19 protein-coding genes and 8 tRNA genes are annotated in these 18464 nt (G+C 60.3%); 8 read left to right on the top strand and 19 right to left on the bottom strand.

All coding sequences use genetic code 11. From position 1 onward, the window contains the following. Positions 1 to 5: 5 nt before the first annotated feature. From GTP46_RS18370 to GTP46_RS18350, 5 genes are read left to right on the top strand one after another with little or no spacing between them, the layout of a single operon-like run. Complete coding sequence (locus GTP46_RS18370) at positions 6 to 1055, top strand: ABC transporter substrate-binding protein (RefSeq protein WP_161008067.1); 1050 nt, start codon at positions 6 to 8, stop codon at positions 1053 to 1055. Further along, positions 1052 to 1639 carry an SCO family protein gene (locus GTP46_RS18365; RefSeq protein ID WP_371869692.1) on the top strand — a complete coding sequence of 196 codons (588 nt, stop codon included), beginning with the start codon at positions 1052 to 1054 and terminating at the stop codon, positions 1637 to 1639. Before GTP46_RS18370 ends, GTP46_RS18365 begins: the two co-directional genes overlap by 4 nt. Before the next feature lie 2 nt (positions 1640 to 1641). Then, positions 1642 to 2076: a cupredoxin domain-containing protein gene (locus GTP46_RS18360; protein ID WP_161008066.1), complete on the top strand. Its 435-nt coding sequence runs from the start codon at positions 1642 to 1644 to the stop codon at positions 2074 to 2076. Positions 2077 to 2092: 16 nt separating this feature from the next. Continuing rightward, positions 2093 to 2851, top strand: a complete 759-nt coding sequence (locus tag GTP46_RS18355; protein ID WP_161008065.1) for an ABC transporter permease — start codon at positions 2093 to 2095, stop codon at positions 2849 to 2851. Continuing rightward, positions 2841 to 3575: an ABC transporter ATP-binding protein gene (locus GTP46_RS18350; RefSeq protein ID WP_161008064.1), complete on the top strand. Its 735-nt coding sequence runs from the start codon at positions 2841 to 2843 to the stop codon at positions 3573 to 3575. The genes GTP46_RS18355 and GTP46_RS18350 overlap by 11 nt, the downstream gene beginning before the upstream one ends. Here the strand turns inward: GTP46_RS18350 and GTP46_RS18345 are convergent. Beyond that, positions 3565 to 4488 (bottom strand): alpha/beta fold hydrolase, encoded by a 924-nt coding sequence (locus tag GTP46_RS18345; RefSeq protein WP_161008063.1) that lies wholly within the window; start codon positions 4486 to 4488, stop codon positions 3565 to 3567. The two genes, GTP46_RS18350 and GTP46_RS18345, sit on opposite strands and share 11 nt — an antisense overlap. A 117-nt stretch (positions 4489 to 4605) precedes the next feature. Here GTP46_RS18345 and GTP46_RS18340 point away from each other — a divergent pair, with 117 nt between their 5' ends. Then, on the top strand, positions 4606 to 5307 hold the full coding sequence (locus GTP46_RS18340) for a hypothetical protein (RefSeq protein WP_161008062.1): 702 nt from the start codon (positions 4606 to 4608) through the stop codon (positions 5305 to 5307). Here GTP46_RS18340 and GTP46_RS29895 read toward each other — a convergent pair. The 6 genes from GTP46_RS29895 to GTP46_RS18310 all read right to left on the bottom strand — a co-directional run bounded on the left by GTP46_RS29895 (position 5218) and on the right by GTP46_RS18310 (position 9688). Next, positions 5218 to 5805, bottom strand: a complete 588-nt coding sequence (locus tag GTP46_RS29895) for an amidase (protein WP_229259010.1) — start codon at positions 5803 to 5805, stop codon at positions 5218 to 5220. The genes GTP46_RS18340 and GTP46_RS29895 overlap by 90 nt on opposite strands. Positions 5806 to 5950: 145 nt before the next feature. Continuing rightward, a complete protein-coding gene (locus GTP46_RS18330; RefSeq protein WP_161008061.1) occupies positions 5951 to 6526 on the bottom strand; it encodes an elongation factor P in 576 nt (191 codons plus the stop codon). 112 nt (positions 6527 to 6638) lie between these two features. After that, positions 6639 to 7766: an elongation factor P maturation arginine rhamnosyltransferase EarP gene (gene earP, locus GTP46_RS18325; protein ID WP_161008099.1), complete on the bottom strand. Its 1128-nt coding sequence runs from the start codon at positions 7764 to 7766 to the stop codon at positions 6639 to 6641. A gap of 77 nt (positions 7767 to 7843) precedes the next feature. Beyond that, positions 7844 to 7919 (bottom strand) — tRNA-Glu (locus GTP46_RS18320). A 48-nt stretch (positions 7920 to 7967) separates the two neighbouring features. After that, a tRNA-Glu gene (locus tag GTP46_RS18315) sits at positions 7968 to 8043 on the bottom strand. A 112-nt stretch (positions 8044 to 8155) separates the two neighbouring features. Beyond that, positions 8156 to 9688: a methyl-accepting chemotaxis protein gene (locus tag GTP46_RS18310; RefSeq protein ID WP_161008060.1), complete on the bottom strand. Its 1533-nt coding sequence runs from the start codon at positions 9686 to 9688 to the stop codon at positions 8156 to 8158. A 123-nt stretch (positions 9689 to 9811) separates the two neighbouring features. On the opposite strand from GTP46_RS18310, the gene GTP46_RS18305 reads away from it, so the two are divergent. Beyond that, positions 9812 to 10204, top strand: coding sequence for a DUF3761 domain-containing protein (locus GTP46_RS18305; RefSeq protein ID WP_161008059.1), 393 nt, complete (start codon positions 9812 to 9814; stop codon positions 10202 to 10204). Between the two features lie 57 nt (positions 10205 to 10261). On the opposite strand, the gene GTP46_RS18300 is transcribed toward GTP46_RS18305, so the two are convergent. The 12 genes from GTP46_RS18300 to apbC all read right to left on the bottom strand — a co-directional run bounded on the left by GTP46_RS18300 (position 10262) and on the right by apbC (position 16180). Next, positions 10262 to 10337: transfer RNA gene (locus tag GTP46_RS18300), tRNA-Glu, on the bottom strand. Between the two features lie 37 nt (positions 10338 to 10374). Continuing rightward, positions 10375 to 10450, bottom strand: a tRNA-Ala gene (locus tag GTP46_RS18295). 45 nt (positions 10451 to 10495) lie between these two features. Continuing rightward, positions 10496 to 10571: transfer RNA gene (locus GTP46_RS18290), tRNA-Glu, on the bottom strand. Positions 10572 to 10608: 37 nt separating this feature from the next. Further along, a tRNA-Ala gene (locus GTP46_RS18285) sits at positions 10609 to 10684 on the bottom strand. 42 nt (positions 10685 to 10726) lie between these two features. Beyond that, a tRNA-Glu gene (locus tag GTP46_RS18280) sits at positions 10727 to 10802 on the bottom strand. Positions 10803 to 10835: 33 nt separating this feature from the next. After that, positions 10836 to 10911: transfer RNA gene (locus tag GTP46_RS18275), tRNA-Ala, on the bottom strand. Positions 10912 to 10996: 85 nt separating this feature from the next. Further along, positions 10997 to 12403 carry a glutamate--tRNA ligase gene (gene gltX, locus GTP46_RS18270; RefSeq protein ID WP_161008058.1) on the bottom strand — a complete coding sequence of 469 codons (1407 nt, stop codon included), beginning with the start codon at positions 12401 to 12403 and terminating at the stop codon, positions 10997 to 10999. 29 nt (positions 12404 to 12432) lie between these two features. Continuing rightward, entirely contained in the window at positions 12433 to 12840 is a 408-nt protein-coding gene (locus tag GTP46_RS18265; protein WP_161008057.1) for a VOC family protein, read from the bottom strand. Positions 12841 to 12967: 127 nt separating this feature from the next. Then, complete coding sequence (locus GTP46_RS18260; RefSeq protein WP_161008056.1) at positions 12968 to 14083, bottom strand: alanine racemase; 1116 nt, start codon at positions 14081 to 14083, stop codon at positions 12968 to 12970. After that, positions 14080 to 14679, bottom strand: a complete 600-nt coding sequence (locus tag GTP46_RS18255; RefSeq protein WP_161008055.1) for a TetR/AcrR family transcriptional regulator — start codon at positions 14677 to 14679, stop codon at positions 14080 to 14082. Before GTP46_RS18255 ends, GTP46_RS18260 begins: the two co-directional genes overlap by 4 nt. Beyond that, complete coding sequence (locus GTP46_RS18250) at positions 14679 to 15068, bottom strand: DUF4399 domain-containing protein (protein WP_161008054.1); 390 nt, start codon at positions 15066 to 15068, stop codon at positions 14679 to 14681. Before GTP46_RS18250 ends, GTP46_RS18255 begins: the two co-directional genes overlap by 1 nt. Before the next feature lie 14 nt (positions 15069 to 15082). Beyond that, positions 15083 to 16180, bottom strand: a complete 1098-nt coding sequence (gene apbC, locus GTP46_RS18245; protein ID WP_161008053.1) for an iron-sulfur cluster carrier protein ApbC — start codon at positions 16178 to 16180, stop codon at positions 15083 to 15085. Positions 16181 to 16279: 99 nt separating this feature from the next. On the opposite strand from apbC, the gene metG reads away from it, so the two are divergent. Then, positions 16280 to 18445, top strand: coding sequence for a methionine--tRNA ligase (gene metG / locus GTP46_RS18240; RefSeq protein ID WP_229259009.1), 2166 nt, complete (start codon positions 16280 to 16282; stop codon positions 18443 to 18445). Positions 18446 to 18464 lie beyond the last annotated feature (19 nt).

Here is an 18464-nt window from a genome sequence, read left to right as displayed (position 1 = left end):
ACGCCATGTACGCTCCGGAAGCACCAGAAGTGGATTCGCCTCTACGCCGCCAACTGCTGGGAGGCATGCTGTCTGCCGCCGTACCGGCGCTGCCGCTGCTGACCTCTGCCAGCGCCAGCGCCGCCGAATCACCGATCCAGGTGGGCGGCTTGCCCGTCACCTGCAACCTTACCCTGCCAGTGGCCTGCATGGCCAAGGCAGCAGCCACCGGCAAACCCGGCGCCTTGCCGCGCGGTTTTGAATACAGCAAATACAACGGCTGGCCCGAGGTCAAGGAATCGCTGATGACGGGCCGCATTCAAGCCGCATACATGCTGGCGCCGCTGGTGATGGACCTGGCCGACAAGCGCATCCCGGTCAAGATCGTCTCGCTGGGCCACCGCTCGGGCGCGGTCATCATGGTGCGCACCGATTCAAGCCACAAGAAATTCGCCGACCTGAAAGGCAAGCGCATCGCCATTCCGAGCCGCTTTGCGGTGGACTTCCTGTTCCTGCGCAAGATGCTGGCACGAGAAAAGATGTCGCCGAAAGATATTGAGATCGTCGAGATGGCGCCGCCCGACATGCCGGCTGCGCTTTACGCCAAGGCGGTCGATGGCTACTGCACCGGCGAGCCGTTTGGTGCAGCAGCGCAGCGTGCCGGCTACGCCCGTCCGCTGGCGATGACGCGCGACGAATGGCGCAACTACATCTGCTGCGTGCTCACCGTGCGCGAAGAGCTGATCAAGGAAAACCGCCCGCTGGTGCAGGAACTGGTCAACTACGTGCAGGCGGCCGGCAACTGGCTGGACTCGACGCCGGCCAGCCGCGAGAAAGCCGTCACCATCGCCGCCGGCCGTAAGTACTTTAACCAGGATCCAAACGTGCTGCGCTTCGTGATGCAGAACCCGGCCGACCGCGTTACCTATGGTGACCTGCGCATGATCCGCGCGGAGTTCGACGAATTGATGCAGCTGTCGATTGAAGCTGGCACCATCAAGCGCCCCATCGCCTACGAAAACTATGTGGACGACAGCTTCGTCAAAGCGATCAAACCTGTGACCATCAGCCTGTGAAGACCCTCCTCGCCACGCTGCTACTGGCGGCATGCACCGCAGCCATCAGCACCCATGCCGCAGAAAACCTCGGCCTCAAAGCCGGCACCTTCGATCCGCCCCGCATGGCGCCCGACTTCAGCGTCAAGGGTTCGGACGGCAAGCCGCTGAAACTGAGCCAGTACCGTGGCAAGCTGGTACTGCTGGAATTCGGCTACACCTCCTGCGCGGATGTCTGCCCGGTGTCGCTGGCGAAGCTGGCGCAGGCTCGCCAGCAGCTGGGCGCGCAGGCCGCCGAGCTGCAAGTCATCTACGTCACCGTTGATCCGGAACGCGACACGGAAGAACGCATGCGCACCTACCTGCGCGCCTTCGATCCAAGCTTCATCGGCGCCACCGGCACACCGGAACAAATGGCCAAGGTACGCCAGGACTACGGCATCACCGCCACCCGTAAGCAAATTGCAGGCAGCAAGGACTACACCATCGGCCATTCGTCCTACCTGTACTTCGTCGACCGCGCCGGTAAGCTGCGCGCACTGCTGCCCTACGGCCGTACCGCCGACGATGTGGTGCACGACGTCAAACTGCTGCTGAAAAATTGAAGATGCCGCGCTCCCGCCTCCTGCTGGCCGTGGGCGCGCTGTGCGCTGCTGCGCTAGTCCTCACCGCGTGGGCGGCTTATGCGCCGATTGCGCTGGCGTCGCGCGACGAACTATTTGAGATCCCGGCCGGTACCTACGCGCGCCGCGCGGCCGGCGACAAGGTCGAGATCCTGCCACCAGAAATCCACCTGACGCACGGCGCCAACGATGTACTCCTGCTGCGCAATCTCGACAACGTGCCGCAGATTTTCGGACCAGTACTCATCATGCCGGGCCAGAGTTTCCGGCTGCCGTTTGAAACCGTCTCCGTCAACGACTTCGCCTGCACCGCACACGCCAGCGGACAAATGCGAGTGGTGGTGGACGAAATGCCAGCCGCCGGTTGGCCACGCCTGCAATGGCGTGCCGTCCGCGCATGGAAAAAGATGCACAGATAAATCACACAGGACCAGCATGGAAAAACTCAAAACCATCTTGCCGCCGCTGGCAGTGATGCTCGCACTGATCGCCGTGTGGTGGGTGATCGTGGTGCAAACCGAAAGCGTGATCTTCCCCACGCCGGGCCAGGTCGTCACCGGCACAATGGAGCTGGTGGAAGACGGCACGCTGTGGGAGCACATCGGCGCATCGCTGTTCCGGGTCGGCTGCGGTTTCGGCCTAGCGGCAGCGGTGGCGATTCCGCTTGGCCTGTGGATGGGCCGAGTGGAAGGCGCTTACATCACGCTCAATCCCATCTTCCAGATCCTGCGCCCGATCTCGCCGATCGCATGGATTCCGATTGCGATCCTGTGGTTCGGCGTCGGCAACCTGTCGCCGGTATTCCTGATCTTCATCGCCTCCGTGTTCCCAATGATCGTGCAGACTGCCGCCGGCGTGCACACCATCGAACGGCGCTACCTGCGCGCGGCCGAGAACTTCGGCGTCTCGCGCTATGTGCTGTTCCGCCAGGTGATTATTCCTGCGGTGCTGCCGGAGATTATCGTCGGCATGCGCATCGCGCTGGGCGTGGCCTGGCTGGTAGTGGTGGCGGCCGAAATGATCGCGCTACGCTCCGGCCTCGGTTACCTGATCATGGATTCGCGGAATGCCGGCAACCGCTACGACCTGGTGGTGGCCGGCATGATCATCATCGGCATCATCGGCCTGATACTGGACGTGGTAATGCGCAAGCTCGAAGGACTCAAATCGGTAAGGTGGCGCTATGGACGCTAAGATCGTCGTCAACGACATCAAGAAGCACTTCAAAGGCCTGCAGGTAGTGGACGGCGTGAGCCTGTCCGTGAAGGACGGCGAATTCGTCGCCATCGTCGGTCCATCCGGCTGCGGCAAATCGACGCTGATGAAAATGATCGCCGGCTTCGAGCCGGCCAGCGAAGGCGACGTGCGCATCGACGGCGTGGTGCGGCACGGCCCTAGCCCAAAAGGCATCGCCATCTCGCAGCATGGCTCCGTGTTCCCTTGGCTGACGGTGCAGCAAAACCTGATGTTCGGCCTGACCGGCGATGGCCACGGCGACAAGGCAGCGCTGGCCGACCACTATGCCGACATGGTGGGCCTCAAGGGCTTCGAGAACAGCTATCCGCACGAACTCTCGGGTGGGATGCTGAAACGGGTGGAGATCGCGCGGGCGCTGGTGGTCAAGCCGGAGATCCTGTACATGGACGAACCCTTCTCCGCATTGGATGCCTTGATGAACCTGAAGATGCGCAACGAGCTGCTACGCATCCTCGGCGAAGAACGCCACACCGTGCTGCTGATTACGCACGATGTGGAGGAAGCGCTGTTCATGGCCGACCGCGTGCTGGTACTGTCGCCGCGTCCGACCCGCATCCAGGCGGTGTTTGAAGTACCGCACCCGCATCCGCGCAAGCTCTCCAACCCCGAACTGCAGCAGATGAAGGAGCGAATCCTGCAGGAGCTGGGCGTTACGGTGTGACCTGCTTCAGCACTTCCAGCACCGCGTCCACCACGGCTTCAGGTTTCTCGCCCTGAATCACGTGGCTGGCGCCGGCCACCACGCGCTGTGTACTGCGCGTGGACAGCTTGGTGAACTCCTTCTGCACCGCGAAGTTCTCATCTTCGGTGGCCTTGTTCATCGCGCTTTGCGGCTGGTCCGGCACCGCGTAGGGACTGACGCCGCGCGTCAGCACCACCAACGGAATATCGCCAAATGGGCGACGCAGCTTGCGCAGCTGCTCGTCGCTTTTAGCAATGGCTGCATATTCCGCCACATTGGCCTGCCAGTACGACAGCTTGGACTCGGAGGCCAGCACCGCCGCACCGAGTTGCAGACCGAAGTTTTCCAGCGGTTCGCCGATGCAGTTTTTCTGCGCTTCGGCGTCTTTAGCGAAGCCTTTGCGCGCAGCTGCCAGGCAGTATTTACCCTGCCCTTCGACCATCGCGTAAATCTGTTTTATCTTGCCGTCCGTGACTTTGTTCAGGCGTATGGTTTCGTCTTCGTGCTGCGCTTCCACCAGCACCAGTCCTTTCACTTCGGATGGATAACGATAGGTGAATACCTGCACATTAGCGCCGCCCAGCGAATTGCCAACCATGACGTACGGGCCTTTCTCGCCTGCTGCGGCCAGCAGCTTATGCAAGTCTTCGGCCACGCTCTCGGAGGTATTCGGCGTTTGAACCGGATCGCTGAAACCGAAGCCAGCGCGGTCGAACACGCAGGCCCGCGCATGCTTCGCCACTTCCGGCTGCACGCGATACCACGACCAGCCGGCATCACCGGACGGCGCGTCGAATACCACGGTGAGCGGCCCCTGGCCGCTGCAATACATATTCATCTTGCGCCCACCACCGACATCGAAACGATGCGGTGTAGCGAATTCGCTCGCCATCGTCCAACCTGCGCTTAAAGCCAAAACTGCAAAAACTGCAAAAACTGCATTACGCATCAAGACTCCCCAGGTGATGCAGCGCCACGGCTGCGACAAGCTGCATAGTACAATGGAAGCATGCAAAAATTAACATCTGAACTACAAAGACTGTACCTGTTCGCCGGCAAGCAATACGATGCGCCGACGATAGACCTGGTCAACGCTGGCGGCATGGTGCGCACGCTGGTGATCGACTTCCACAAGGCCGCCGACGAGCAGCACTGGGCGCGCCTGTGCGATGTCGCCAATGCACTGCAGACGGAGCTTGGCTTGCCTGCACCTGCGGTCAGCGTATCGGGCGGCGAGTGCTATCGTTTGTGGTTGTCGCTGGCGCAGCCGGTGCCGGAGACCCAGGCAAAACAGTTCCTGGCCTTGCTGCATAAGGCGTACTTTGAAGATGAGCAGATTGATTTCGGGCGTAGCCGCATCGATTTGCCGCCATCGCAAAACCGTGCCACCGGCTTGTGGGCCGCATTCGTCAACCCAAGTATGGGCGGCGCGCTGGCAGAGGATTTAGGATTGGAGATGGCGCCGCCGGATGCCGCGCAAGCTGCATTCCTCGACCGTTTAAACAGCATCAGCGAAGAAGAGTTCACGCAGGCGATAGCCACGCTGCGGGGCAAGCACGATGCCGCACCGGCGCCGGGCACCACTGCCGCCAGCCAGCCGGGCGCCATGCCCGCCGGCCTGCTATTGAAGGATGCTACGCTGGAAGAGATCGTCCGGCACCTGCACGCGATGGGCATCGAGCCCACTTTCCGCCACGTGCTGAAACACTAGCACGCTGATCGCTTTATCGACCAGTAGCGCGCCACGCGATTTCAAGTCCAGCAGCGCGTTTTGAATGCCGGCGTGGTGCTCCTGCATGATCGGGTCGTGCCGCTCCACGCCCAGGATCGACGACAGCGTCAAGGCGTCCAACTGGTCATGCTTGATTTTGCCGATGATGACGGCGCCGGCGGCGCGCAGCTGCACACCAGCCACTTCGCTGCCCTCTTTAAGCAGGACCGGAATGCCGTGCAGCGGCCCGCATACCCGTTTCAGGTTGCGCTCGCGGTCCATATCCAGCGCGGTCTTCAGCGCGTGCGAATAGATCTCTATCCCCGGCTTGGCGGCCAGCTTGATGCGCGTCAGGTACTGCGACGTCAGCCAATGCGACGTCAATTTACCGGCCTCCATCAAGCGCTGCTGCTCGTCGACACCGGCGTCGAGGATGCCACCGGTGCCCAGCTGTTTACCCGGCGGCGTGCCGAGTTTTACGAAATCCCTGCGATTCATGCCATCCTCGTGGTTGGTTGCATTAATGCGCCGCATTTGTTGCGTTGCATTAATATATCAGCACCTTGCTAGTTACACCACAAAAATTAATGAAAAAAAAGCACGCCGGCTTGCGCGGGCGTGCTCCTTACTAAAAAGTTATCGCTTAGCCGCGAACAACTTTCTTGAATTCGTTGGTACGGCTGTCGATTTCGATGACGTCGTCTTGCGACACGAACAGTGGCACCTGGATCGAGAACTGCTTCGATTCGATAGCGTTTTCCAGCTTGGCTTCTTTGGTCACGTTACCCGAGGTGTTGCCCTTAACTGCTGGCTCCGAGTAGATGATCTGACGCTGGATGGTGGTTGGCAGTTCAACCGAGATGGCTTTACCGTCGTAGAACACGGCTTCGCATTCCATGCCGTCTTTCAGGTAGTTCAGGGCGTCGCCCAGGTTTTCTTCTTCGATTTCGTACTGTTCGTAGTCAGCATCCATGAACACGAACAATGGATCTGCGAAGTACGAGTAGGTTACTGGCTTCTTGTCCAGAACCACTACGTCAAATTTGTCGTCGCCGCGGAACACGCTTTCGAATGGAGCGCCGGTCAGCAGATTCTTCATTTTCCATTTGTAGGTGAAGCCAGTGCGGCTCGAACCGTTGACGTCCGAACGCAGTACGATGAATGGCTTAGCGTCAACCATGATAATGTTGCCGACGCGAATTTCTTTTGCTGGTTTCATAGCGAATTTATGTAATAAGGTGGTTGCGTAAAGATCATCGTCGTCTGACGTTTGATCGAAAAAAGCGGTACAGAGTTCAACCCGGCATTGTACCTGTTTTTTGGCTAAGCGCCTATCTCAGCGTGGCGGCAAACGCCAGCAAATTGGAGGCCAGGTCGCCGTGTGACAGCATCTGCTGCTGCCATGCGGCGGCGCGGGCCGTGGCGGCGCCGGTTTCGGCTGCCAGTGCAGTCCAGTAGGCGGCCCAGTTATCAGCCTCGCCACGTACCGGCGCGCCATTCCAGCGCAGGGCGAATTCAGCCAGGCCCGGCAATTCGCCGGCATAGCGCTGCAGGAAGGCGCGTAGTTTTTTGTGATGCAGATTCTCGTCTTGCGGGTAGATGTGCCAGATGAAGGGCTTGCCAGCCCATTGTGCGCGCACGAAGGAATCCTCGCCACGCACGAAATTCAGGTCGCAGGCCCACAATAGTTTGTCGTAGTCCGGCTGCGGCACGAACGGCAGCACGCGCACCGTCAGCGCGCCTTGGGTGGCAACACGGCCTGCATCGCCTAGGAAGGCCCGTACCGCATCGGCCGCCACACCTTCCGGCACCAGACAGGTGATCGGCTGGGCGCTGTTTTGCCACACCTCGAACAAGGCCGACACCGGCGCGTGCGGATAGCAGAACAGCGAAATTTTGGTCGATGCGATTTCAGCGTCCGTCAGGCCCAGCGTCCGCAAAAAGGCCGGCGTGTCAAATTGCAGGCGCTCCTGTTCCAGTCCCGCCTCGCGCAGCAGGCCGCCGGTTTTATCGGTGAAGCCGGGGAAGAAAAAGTGCTTCATCATCGAGCGCGGCTGCAGCGACGGCAGGCGATGGCAACCTTCCACCCACTCCTCCGCTGTCAGACCCTCGAGGTTGAACCACACTGGGCGCGGCTGGCACTGCGCCATCGCATCGATGTAGCCGGGCGGGAGATCGACCGCAAAGAACTCGATCACGATGTCGGCCACTTCGTCCTTGCTGTAGACGCCGTCCTGGCCACGCCAGTGGCGCACGGTGATACCGTCTACTTGCTGGCGTTCGGCAGCCGTATCAACCTGCGGGCAGATGCGCCGGAAGCTCACCAGATCATCCACGAACAAGGTCACCGCCAGACCATGCTCGCGCACCAGCTGTTTGGCAAGACGCCAGCAAATACCGATATCGCCGTAGTTGTCGACAACGCGGCAGAACAGATCGAGGCGGCGGAATGGAGTCATGGTGAGCAAGCTAAAATCGAGGCTGGATGATACCTGAGAAATGCAAAAAGCCGCACTAGGCGGCTTTTTGCATGATTTGGCGTCCCCACGGGGATTCGAACCCCGGTACTCACCGTGAAAGGGTGATGTCCTAGGCCTCTAGACGATGGGGACAGAAACTGTCCGTACTGGCCTTTTACTACTCAACCTGGAAATATCTGTTGGCGTCCCCACGGGGATTCGAACCCCGGTACTCACCGTGAAAGGGTGATGTCCTAGGCCTCTAGACGATGGGGACATTTCCAAGGCGCGTATTATGGCAGCGTAGTTCCCCGAACGCAATAGCAAACCGTTGTTTTGCTGAAAAATCACAGCAAGATTGGCAGCCCTGCAACGGAATCACGGCAATCTCAGTAACGCGCGCGCTTCAGCTCGAACACGTCGACCACCTTCGCCAAGTCTACCGCCTGCTCGCGCATCGCACCCGCCGCTGCGGCAGACTGCTCCACCAATGCAGCATTCTGCTGCGTCACCTGGTCCATGTCACCAATGGCTTGGTTGACCTGCTCGATACCGGCACGCTGGTCCTGGCTGGCGTGGCTGATCTCCGCAATGATGTCACTAACACGGCTGACGCTGCCCACCAGTTCAGTCATGGTGGCACCAGCGCGATCGACCAGCACACCGCCCTGCTCGATCTGCTCGCTGGACGCTTCGATCAGTTGCTTGATCTGGCGCGCCGCCTCGGCACTGCGCTGCGCCAGCGTGCGCACTTCGCTGGCCACGACAGCAAAGCCGCGCCCCTGCTCACCGGCACGCGCCGCTTCAACCGCCGCATTCAGGGCCAGGATATTGGTCTGGAAAGCGATGCCATCAATCGTGGCAATGATCGTCCCCATCTCCTGCCCTGCACGCTGGATACCAGCCATGGTCTTCACCACCTGCGCCACTGCCTCGCCGCCGCGCTGCGCCACATCGGCCGCACCGGCCGCCAGCTCGCGCGCCTGGTCGGCGTTGTCGGCATTTTGGCGCACGGTGGCCGTCAGCTGCTCGATCGACGCAGCAGTCTCTTCCAGCACGCCAGCCTGCTGCTCGGTGCGCGCGGACAAGTCGGCGCTGCCGGACTCGATTTCCGCCGACGCCGACACAATCGCCTCCGTGCCGCCGCGCACCTGCGTCACGATGCGGTGCAGGCTGGCGGTCATCTCGCCGAGCGCGCTCAGCATCTGGCCCAATTCATCAGGACGCGGCGGCGGCTTGCGGCCACTGAGGTCGCCCTTCGTAATCGCTTGCGCCACTGACAGTGCATGCTGCAACGGACGAACGATGGTGCGGCTCAGCGCCAGGCTGGCCGCCACCACCACCGCAGCCACCAGCAGCATCAGCACCGTGGTCACGGTGACCGTGCGCGAGCCGCTCGCGGCGGCCTCCTCGGTAATCGCGGCGCTGGACTTGGTCAGCAGGCCGATGCTATCCGCCAGCAAGCTGGCCGGCTCGACATCGATGCCGCGCACGCTGGCATCCGCAGCAGTCACTGCGCCACCATCGGCCAGCATGGCGCGCGCCGCAGTGTATCGCGCCTTCTGCTGCGCATGCAGTTCGACAAAGCGCGTCATGGTTCGGCGCGCATCGCCATCCAGTTGCGCCAGCACCGCTCGCGCCTTGCTATCGACTTCCGTCTCGGCTGCCAGATAAGCATTCCACTCCTGTTGTTGGGAAGCCGCATCGGCCGCCCGCAGCAGCACATTTTTCCAGTGCAGGACTTCCACCTTGTAAGCGACAGCGATGTAACCGACTGCACGCTCGCGTGCAAAATTGTCCTGCACCGTCTTACCGGAATCGACTACAACGTGATTAAGACTGTATATGCCCACCAATCCAGCCACTAGCGCGACCAGCAGGACAGCGATAAAAGCGAGGGGGAGTTTTAGACTGAGTTTCATAGCAAGCGCGACGATGGGAAAACAACAAGTATGACGCCGGGCTGAACAAGAAGGAAGGGGGAATCGAAAAATTCCAATACCATCAAGACACGCACGTATTTCCGTGCTCGCTGGGAGTTCGTCATGAAAAAAATCCTGTTTTCGGCCGTACTTGCTATCTCCTTCTACTTCTCTGCCTACGCTCAGACACCCGTTACCGCAACCTGCAAAGATGGAACGCCCTACTCCGGCGCCACATTGAAAGGTGCTTGCCGCGGACACGGCGGCGTCGACAAAAAAGCTGGCGCAGCGCCTGCCGAAGCACCCGCACCTGCCGCCGCACCTGCGCCCGCAGCAAAACCCGCGAAGGCAGCCGCAAGCGGTGGTGATGGCAAAGTCTGGGTCAATACAGATTCAAAGGTGTATCACTGCCCAGGTGGCCGCTGGTACGGCAAAACCAAAGCCGGTGAATACATGAGCGAGTCGGAAGCGAAGGCCAAAGGCAACCGCGCCGATCACGGCAAAGCCTGCGCTTAAAACGATAGACGTAAAAAAAGCCGCTTCATGGCGGCTTGATCATTTCTTTACGCTTTTTGGCGTCCCCACGGGGATTCGAACCCCGGTACTCACCGTGAAAGGGTGATGTCCTAGGCCTCTAGACGATGGGGACCAAGGAACTTCTCAATACAATATGCATTCTACGCTAATGGTGGAGGTAAGCGGGATCGAACCGCTGACCTCTTGCATGCCATGCAAGCGCTCTCCCAGCTGAGCTATACCCCCCGGGCGTAAAACACATCCACTACTACCGACCAGCTTTGGCGAAGCTGGCGTCCCCACGGGGATTCGAACCCCGGTACTCACCGTGAAAGGGTGATGTCCTAGGCCTCTAGACGATGGGGACCTCGGAACTACCTTTTACAACAATCTCCTGTGCATGTTGGTGGAGGTAAGCGGGATCGAACCGCTGACCTCTTGCATGCCATGCAAGCGCTCTCCCAGCTGAGCTATACCCCCTCAGGGCACAGAAGCTTTACTGCAAACCAGCCTTGGCGAAGCTGGCGTCCCCACGGGGATTCGAACCCCGGTACTCACCGTGAAAGGGTGATGTCCTAGGCCTCTAGACGATGGGGACCTTGGAACTACCGTACTACATTTCTCTGCAAACTGGTGGAGGTAAGCGGGATCGAACCGCTGACCTCTTGCATGCCATGCAAGCGCTCTCCCAGCTGAGCTATACCCCCGTTTGCGCGAGAGACAAGAGTATAGCAGAGGCTCCGTATTATGCAAATACCCTTTTGCAACTTTGCCCCTGCTTCAATGAAAAACTTAGAGGAACTTTGCCAGGCGCGCCACAACGGTGTCGCGACCGAAGATTTCCAGCACGGCGTCAATCGCTGGCGTTTGCAGCTGGCCAGTAATAAAGAGACGCAGCGGCATGGCGATCTGCGGCATCTTCAGGCCGTGTGCAGCCAGCACTTCTTTAATCATGGCGGCCAGCGCGGCCTTGTTCCACTCAACGGTTTTGCAACGCTCGGCGAAATCAGCCAGTGCTGGTTTAACAGCGTCGGTGAAGTGCTGAGTCAGCAGAGCTGCATCCGGCTGCGGCTCGCGGTAGAACAGCATGGCGGCATCGGCCAGTTCATTGACAGTATTAGTACGCTCTTTCAGCAGGCCCAATACAACAGGCAGCGCCGGCGCGCCTTCAAACACGGCGCCGTTGGCTTGCATGCGTGGCTGAGCCAGGCTGGCCAGACGTTCGTTGTCGGCTTGCTTAATATAGTGGTTGTTCAGCCAGTTCAGTTTTTCGATGTTGAACTGTGCGGCCGAGTTGGACAGGTGCGAGCCGTCGAACCACGAGCACACCTGCTCCATCGAGAATACTTCGTCGTCACCGTGGCTCCAGCCCAGGCGCGCCAGATAGTTCAGGATGGCTTCCGGCAGATAGCCTTCGGCCGGGTATTGCATGACGTTGACTGCGTCCTTGCGCTTGGACATTTTGGCGCCGTCCGAACCCAGGATCATCGGCAGGTGGCCGTACTCAGGCAACTGTGCACCGATGGCGCGCAGGATGTTGATCTGGCGTGGCGTGTTGTTGACGTGGTCATCACCGCGCAGGACGTGAGAGATTTCCATGTCCAGGTCGTCGATGGCAACGCAGAAGTTATAAGTAGGCGTGCCGTCCGGGCGAGCGATCACCAGATCGTCCAGCTCTTTATTACCGATCGTGATAGTGCCTTTGACGAAGTCGTTCCAGGTCACTTCGCCATCCAGCGGGTTCTTGAAACGAACCACTGGCTTACGGCCTTCTGGAATCGCCGGCAGTACTTTGCCCTCTTCCGGACGCCAGGTGCCATCGTAGCGTGGCTTCTCACCGGCGGCGGTGGCCTTGTCGCGCATGGCTTGCACTTCTTCCTGCGAGGAGTAGCAGTGGTAGGCGGTGCCGGCTTCCAGCATCTGGCCGACGACTTCGCGGTAGCGATCCATGCGCTTCATCTGGTAGAACGGACCTTCGTCGTGGGTCAGGCCCAGCCATTCCATGCCTTCGATAATCGCTTGCACGGCTTCCGGGGTGGAGCGCTCCAGGTCGGTATCTTCAATACGCAACACGAAGGTGCCGCCGAAGTGACGGGCGAAGGCCCACGAGTACAGCGCCGTGCGGGCGCCGCCGAGGTGGAGGTAACCGGTTGGGCTAGGAGCGAAACGGGTGCGGATAGGCTTGGCTGGTGCGTTCATCGAAGTAAAAAGCTGAGATGTAAAAGCAGCTATTTTACCGCGTCGGCACGGGCTTGGCGCTCAAAGCTGGCGCGATAGCGCTCGTGGGCATCGGCGCGGGTGTTCATTTCGAACAACAGGCCGCCCGGCGCAGCACAAAAGAAGCGCGAACCGCGCTCATGCTGGAACAGGCCGGTTTGCATGGTCACGCCTTGCGCCAGCAGGTGCTGATACAGCTCGCTGAGCTCGTCAACCGAGGACAGCTCAAAGCCGAGATGGAAGTTGTGCGGCCACACCACGGTATGGTCTTTGGCTTCGATGACGATGTCGAAACCAGCGCGCTTGAGCATGGCTGCGGCCGGGCTGATGAACTCCAGTGAGCAGCCGAGGTGCTGCACGAAGAAGTTGGCAGTGGCTCGCACGTCGCTGGATGGGAAGCTGAGGTGATTAAATTTCATCGGTATTTCTCCTGTTGGTGAAGTCAACAGAATAGATTCCGGGCGCCCTGCCCTCAACTCGCTTTCCCACCGCCGAAAAGCCTTGCGGCTCAAGGACTTACGGCCACCTTGAGCTTATTGCTCGCTTTTACCAGCCGTTAAAGCGCGGCCAGACCGGCCAGTCACCGCCGTTTTGCGGAATCACGTGGTAGCTGCCGTGCTGCGCGGCCGTGGCGCAAGCGTGGTTAGGTAGAATGCGCAGGCTGCTGCCGACCGGGAAGCGCTGGGTGATATCTACGCCTGGCTCACGGCGCCATTGCAGCACGCCGTGTTCCTGGTTGGCTTTGCCGAAGCCCAGTTCCGGCACAGGCTGCCCATCGCCGTCGCAGACCATGCCGTAGCCGTGATGGTCGCGTCCAAGATCGCGGCTCATCGCCATCCAGCCGCCATCGGTAATGACCCAGCCTTGATCGGGCTGATGGCCAATGACCGTGCACAGCACGCTAATCGCGATTTCATCGATGGTGCAAACGCCCACATCGGCCATCACCATATCGAAGAAGATATAGACACCAGCGCGCACCTCGGTCACGCCGTCCAGATGCTGAGCGCTCAGCGCAGTCGGCGTCGAGCCGACGCTGACCACTTCGCAAGTGTGACCGCCGTTGCGCAGCAGCGTGGCAGCGGCGACGCAGCGCGAGCGCTCCTGCTCGGCCATCGCTTGCAGTGCTTCCGGCGTGTTGCAGTCATACGAAGCGCCGGCATGCGTCATCACGCCCTTCAAGCGTGCCCCGCCTTGCAGCGCAGCGGCGATTTGCAGCAGCACCGGATCGTCAGGCTTAACGCCGGAGCGGTGGCCGTCGGTGTCGATCTCGATCATTACGTCGTAGCAGACGCCATGCTCGGCGCCATGCCGCGCTACCTGCTCCGCCATCGCCACCGACTCCAGCAGCAGCGTGAGGCGCAGACCATCGCGGATCAGCTTGAGCGCATGATCCAACTTGTTCGGCACAATGCCGACTGCATAAAGAATATCGTTGATGCCGGCGCAAAAAAACTCCTCCGCCTCCTTCAGCGTCGACACCGTGATGCCACGCGACCCAGCCGCCATCTGCCGCTTGACCACCTCGACACACTTGCTGGTCTTCACATGCGGCCGAAACGCCACGCCCAACTGATCCATGCGCGACTGCATGCGCGCCACATTGCGCATCATGCGCGCCTCATCCAGCAACAGCGCCGGCGTTTCCAAAGTAGTGTTCATATATAGAGACTCAAATAGCCAAAGACGGCGGCGCTGATACGGCGGGCCAGATCGGCGGGGTCGCGTTCGCCGCGTTCGCCGGCGGCGTCGGTCATGCCGCGGATAATGGCTAGCAGGTCGGCGGCGGCGCGCATGGTGTCGCCGTGGGCGGCGGCCTTTTCTAAAATCGCGGCCATCAGAATGATGAAGCTGTGGCCTTTGTCCAGCGCGGCGCGGATGTCGGGGCGGCCTTCTTCCTGATCCAGCAGGCGTGCCAGGTTGGGTCGTGCAAGCTGCTGGCGAGCGGAGACCTGGATGAAGGTGGTCAGCGCTACGCGCCAGTCCGGCAGCGCGGCGGCAGCGGCGGCCGCTTCGCGGTACGTGCCTTCTTCGCGTTGAAGCAGCGCGAGCGTCAAGGCATCTTTGCTGGGAAAGTATTGGTACAGCGTGCCGATGCTGGCGCCGGCACGGCGGGCGACAGCATTGGTGTTGAAGCCTTCCAGCCCATCCGACTCCAGCACCAGCGCAGCCGCTTCCAGGATCGCGTCCACCGTATGCGCGGCGCGGCGCTGGCGCGGGGCTTTGCGGATGCTGAGAACGGCCGGCCGTGCAGGCATTACTTGACGGTGATCTTTATTTCCTTGTTCATGCCCGGGCCGTAAGCCTGGTGCAGGCCGTTGGCAAATTGCATGGTCAAGGTGTAGTTACCCGGCGGCAGAGTCAGCTCGGTCTCGGTCTGGCCTTTGCCGAAGTGGATGTGCTTTTCGTCGGCCGGGATCACTTCGCCTGCCTTAATCGGCGTGGCGTTGACCAGCAAATGATGGTGACCGGTATTGGCCGTCATGTCGCCGGCCGGCTTGACGTCCATGCCCGACACTGCAAACTTGACCTTGAAAGGGCTGCTTACGGTCGCGCCATTTGCAGGCTCGACGAAAGACACCGATTGCTGGGCGAACGCCGCAGCGCTCAGGGTCATCAATGCTGCAGCCAATACCGATTTCATCATGGTGTTTCTCCTGTTTAGTCGTTTTTGACGACGATGGTAGGGAACTTGCTGGTCATATCCTTGGCTTTTTCAGCCACTTGTACTGCCACTTTGCGGGCGATTTGCTTGTAGATCGCCGCTTCTTTGCCGTCCGGGTCAGCGACCACGGTTGGCTTGCCGGAATCGGCTTGCTGGCGGATGGCCATCGTCAGCGGCAACGCGCCGAGGAAGTCCACGCCGAAGTCCTTGCACATTTTTTCACCACCGCCGTGGCCGAAGATTTCTTCCGCGTGGCCACAGTTGGTGCAGATGTGCACGCTCATGTTTTCCACCACGCCGAGGATAGGGATGCCGACTTTCTCGAACATCTTCAGGCCCTTGCGCGCGTCCAGCAGCGCGATATCCTGCGGCGTGGTCACGATCACAGCGCCGGTGACCGGTACTTTTTGCGACAGCGTCAGCTGGATGTCGCCGGTGCCCGGCGGCATGTCGACGATCAGGTAGTCCAGGTCGCGCCAGTTGGTTTGCTCCAGCAGCTGTTGCAGCGCTTGCGTGACCATCGGGCCACGCCACACCATCGGCTCGTCCGGATCGATCAGGAAGCCGATCGAGGAAACCTGCACGCCGTAGTTCTCCAGCGGCTCCATCGATTTGCCATCCTTGGTTTCAGGACGGCCGGACACGCCTAGCATCATCGGCTGCGATGGGCCGTAGATGTCGGCATCCAGCAGGCCCACCGAAGCGCCTTCGGAAGCCAGCGCCAGCGCCAGGTTGGCGGCGGTGGTCGACTTGCCCACACCGCCCTTGCCCGAGGCCACCGCGATGATGTTCTTCACATTCACCATCGGCTTCAGGCCACGCTGCACGGTGTGCGCAAGAATCTTGCTGTAGACGCTGACGCTGATATTGCCCACGCCAGGCAAGGTCTTCAGGCCGGCGATCACGCTGCTGCGGATGCTATCGATCTGGCTGTTGGCAGGGTAGCCCAGTTCGATGTCCAGCGAAATATCGTTGCCTGCGCTGCCATCGACCTTCAAATTCTTCACGGACTTACCGCTCACGTAGTCTTTCGTTGTATTTGGATCAACGATTTTCGACAGGGCGGCCTTGACGTCTTCTACTGCGATGCTCATGTAACTCTCCGTTAATTAGGTGCTCATTCTAGCGCAACCTGCGCAATCGCAGCATCCGCTGTTAAAATGCTCCTTTTCCACCCACAAAGTGCAACAACCATGACTCGCAAGCTGTTCGTCACCACTGCCCTGCCCTACGCAAACGCCGCTTTCCATATTGGCCACATGATGGAGTACATCCAGGCTGACATCTGGGTCCGGTTCCAGCGAATGCAGCGCGACGGCGGTGCTGCGCGCGAAGTCCACTTTGTGGGCGCCGATGACACCCACGGCACCCCGATCATGATCGCCGCCGAGAAGGAAGGCATCACGCCACAGGAGTTCGTGGCCAAGATCGCTGCCGGCCGCGCCCAGTATCTGGATGGCTTCCACATCGCCTTCGATAACTGGTACTCGACCGATTCGCCGGAAAACGTCGAACTGTCGCAGGGCATCTATCGCAAGCTGCGCGACGCTGGCCTGATCCAGACCAAGACCGTGGACCGTTTCTTCGATCCGGTCAAAGGCATGTTCCTGGCCGACCGCAACATCAAGGGCGAATGCCCGAAATGCGGCGCCAAAGACCAGTACGGCGACAACTGCGAAGTGTGCGGCGCAGCTTACCAGCCAACCGACTTGGTGAATCCATTCTCGGTGTTCACCAACGCGACGCCGGTGCTGAAACCGTCGGAACAGTACTTCTTCAAGCTGTCGGACAAGCGCTGCTACGAATTCCTGCGCGACTGGCTGAACACCCCAGGCCGCTTGCAGCCTGAGATGGTCAACAAAGTCTCCGAATGGCTGGGCGAAGCCGGCGAAAAGCTGGCCGACTGGGATATCTCGCGCGATGCGCCGTACTTCGGCATCCCGATTCCTGACGCACCGGGCAAGTACTTCTACGTCTGGCTGGATGCGCCGGTTGGCTACCTGGCCTCGCTGAAAAACTACTTCGGCAAGAAAGGTCTGGACTACGACGCCTTCCTGAAAGATCCTGAAGCCGAGCAAATTCACTTCATCGGCAAGGACATCGTCTCGTTCCACCTGCTGTTCTGGCCAGCGATGCTGAAGTTTGCCGATCACCCGACCATCGAGCGCATGCGCGTGGCGGTGCACGGCCACCTGACCGTCAACAACGAGAAAATGTCCAAGTCGCGCGGCACCGGCATCTCGCCGCTGCGCTACCTGAACCTGGGCATGAATCCGGAATGGCTGCGCTACTACATCGCCTTCAAGCTGAACTCCAAGGTGGAAGATCTGGACTTCACCGGCGAAGACTTCGTGGCGCGTGTGAACTCGGACCTGATCGGCAAATACGTGAACATCGCTTCGCGCTGCGCCGGTTTCATCGCCAAGAAATTCGACGGCAAGCTGGCGACCAGCCTGTCTGAGAACGCGCAGTCGTGGATCAAGCGCGCGCTGGTGACGGCGGACGGCGTGGAACGCCAGGCCAACATCGCCGCCAACTTCGAGTCGCGTGAATTCGGCAAAGCGCTGCGCGAGATCATGGAGATCGCCGACTTCGCCAACCAGTACGTGGATGAGAACAAGCCGTGGATACTGGCCAAGGATGAATCGAAAGTCGCTGAACTGCACGACGTCTGCACCACCGCGCTGATCCTGTTCCGCCAGCTGTCCATCCTGTTGTCGCCAGTACTGCCGGGCGTTGCTGCCAACGTGGCCAAGTTCCTCAACGACGAGCAGTTCGACTGGGCGCAAACCAATGTCGCCAACGGCGTGGTATCGAGCGCCCTGCTGGGCCGCACCATCGGCGCGTACTCGCACCTGATGACCCGCGTTGATCCGAAGATGATTGAAGACTTGTTTGACGCGCCTGCCGCTGGTGCAGCCGCTGCCGCCGCACCAGTCGTCAAAGCCGAGAAGCCAGCCAAAGCCAAGGCCGCGCCAGCTGTCGCCGTGACCGAAACCGGCATCGAAGTCATTGCACCGGAAATTTCGGTGGACGACTTCTTCAAAGTCGACCTGCGTATCGCCAAGATCGTCAACTGCGAACACGTGGAAGGCTCGGACAAGCTGCTGCGCCTGACGCTGGACGCTGGCGAAGGCCGCCTGCGCAACGTCTTCTCGGGCATCAAGTCGATGTACCAGCCGGAAGACCTGGTTGGCAAGCTGACCGTGCTGGTCGCCAACCTGGCGCCACGCAAGATGAAGTTTGGCGTATCGGAAGGCATGGTTATGGCTGCTTCGGCAGTGGATGAGAAAACCAAGCCAGGGATCTACATCCTGAATCCATGGCCAGGCGCTGAGCCAGGCATGCGTATCAGCTAAGGACTGCCGGCATGAACGT

This window comes from Duganella flavida (assembly GCF_009857445.1).
GTDB lineage: Bacteria > Pseudomonadota > Gammaproteobacteria > Burkholderiales > Burkholderiaceae_D > Rugamonas > Rugamonas flavida.
Note: the sequence above shows the minus strand (reverse complement) of the source record. Positions and strands in the feature narration are given on the sequence as shown.

What these genes read in the sequence shown, in the direction of transcription:
- GTP46_RS18370 (WP_161008067.1), top strand. Translation starts at nt 6, where the DNA reads ATGTACGCTCCGGAAGCACCAGAAGTGGATTCGCCTCTACGCCGCCAA.
- GTP46_RS18360 (WP_161008066.1), top strand. Translation starts at nt 1,642, where the DNA reads ATGCCGCGCTCCCGCCTCCTGCTGGCCGTGGGCGCGCTGTGCGCTGCT.
- GTP46_RS18355 (WP_161008065.1), top strand. Translation starts at nt 2,093, where the DNA reads ATGGAAAAACTCAAAACCATCTTGCCGCCGCTGGCAGTGATGCTCGCA.
- GTP46_RS18350 (WP_161008064.1), top strand. Translation starts at nt 2,841, where the DNA reads ATGGACGCTAAGATCGTCGTCAACGACATCAAGAAGCACTTCAAAGGC.
- GTP46_RS18345 (WP_161008063.1), bottom strand. Translation starts at nt 4,488, where the DNA reads ATGGCGAGCGAATTCGCTACACCGCATCGTTTCGATGTCGGTGGTGGG.
- GTP46_RS18340 (WP_161008062.1), top strand. Translation starts at nt 4,606, where the DNA reads ATGCAAAAATTAACATCTGAACTACAAAGACTGTACCTGTTCGCCGGC.
- GTP46_RS29895 (WP_229259010.1), bottom strand. Translation starts at nt 5,805, where the DNA reads ATGAATCGCAGGGATTTCGTAAAACTCGGCACGCCGCCGGGTAAACAG.
- GTP46_RS18330 (WP_161008061.1), bottom strand. Translation starts at nt 6,526, where the DNA reads ATGAAACCAGCAAAAGAAATTCGCGTCGGCAACATTATCATGGTTGAC.
- earP (WP_161008099.1), bottom strand. Translation starts at nt 7,766, where the DNA reads ATGACTCCATTCCGCCGCCTCGATCTGTTCTGCCGCGTTGTCGACAAC.
- GTP46_RS18310 (WP_161008060.1), bottom strand. Translation starts at nt 9,688, where the DNA reads ATGAAACTCAGTCTAAAACTCCCCCTCGCTTTTATCGCTGTCCTGCTG.
- GTP46_RS18305 (WP_161008059.1), top strand. Translation starts at nt 9,812, where the DNA reads ATGAAAAAAATCCTGTTTTCGGCCGTACTTGCTATCTCCTTCTACTTC.
- gltX (WP_161008058.1), bottom strand. Translation starts at nt 12,403, where the DNA reads ATGAACGCACCAGCCAAGCCTATCCGCACCCGTTTCGCTCCTAGCCCA.
- GTP46_RS18265 (WP_161008057.1), bottom strand. Translation starts at nt 12,840, where the DNA reads ATGAAATTTAATCACCTCAGCTTCCCATCCAGCGACGTGCGAGCCACT.
- GTP46_RS18260 (WP_161008056.1), bottom strand. Translation starts at nt 14,083, where the DNA reads ATGAACACTACTTTGGAAACGCCGGCGCTGTTGCTGGATGAGGCGCGC.
- GTP46_RS18255 (WP_161008055.1), bottom strand. Translation starts at nt 14,679, where the DNA reads ATGCCTGCACGGCCGGCCGTTCTCAGCATCCGCAAAGCCCCGCGCCAG.
- GTP46_RS18250 (WP_161008054.1), bottom strand. Translation starts at nt 15,068, where the DNA reads ATGATGAAATCGGTATTGGCTGCAGCATTGATGACCCTGAGCGCTGCG.
- apbC (WP_161008053.1), bottom strand. Translation starts at nt 16,180, where the DNA reads ATGAGCATCGCAGTAGAAGACGTCAAGGCCGCCCTGTCGAAAATCGTT.
- metG (WP_229259009.1), top strand. Translation starts at nt 16,280, where the DNA reads ATGACTCGCAAGCTGTTCGTCACCACTGCCCTGCCCTACGCAAACGCC.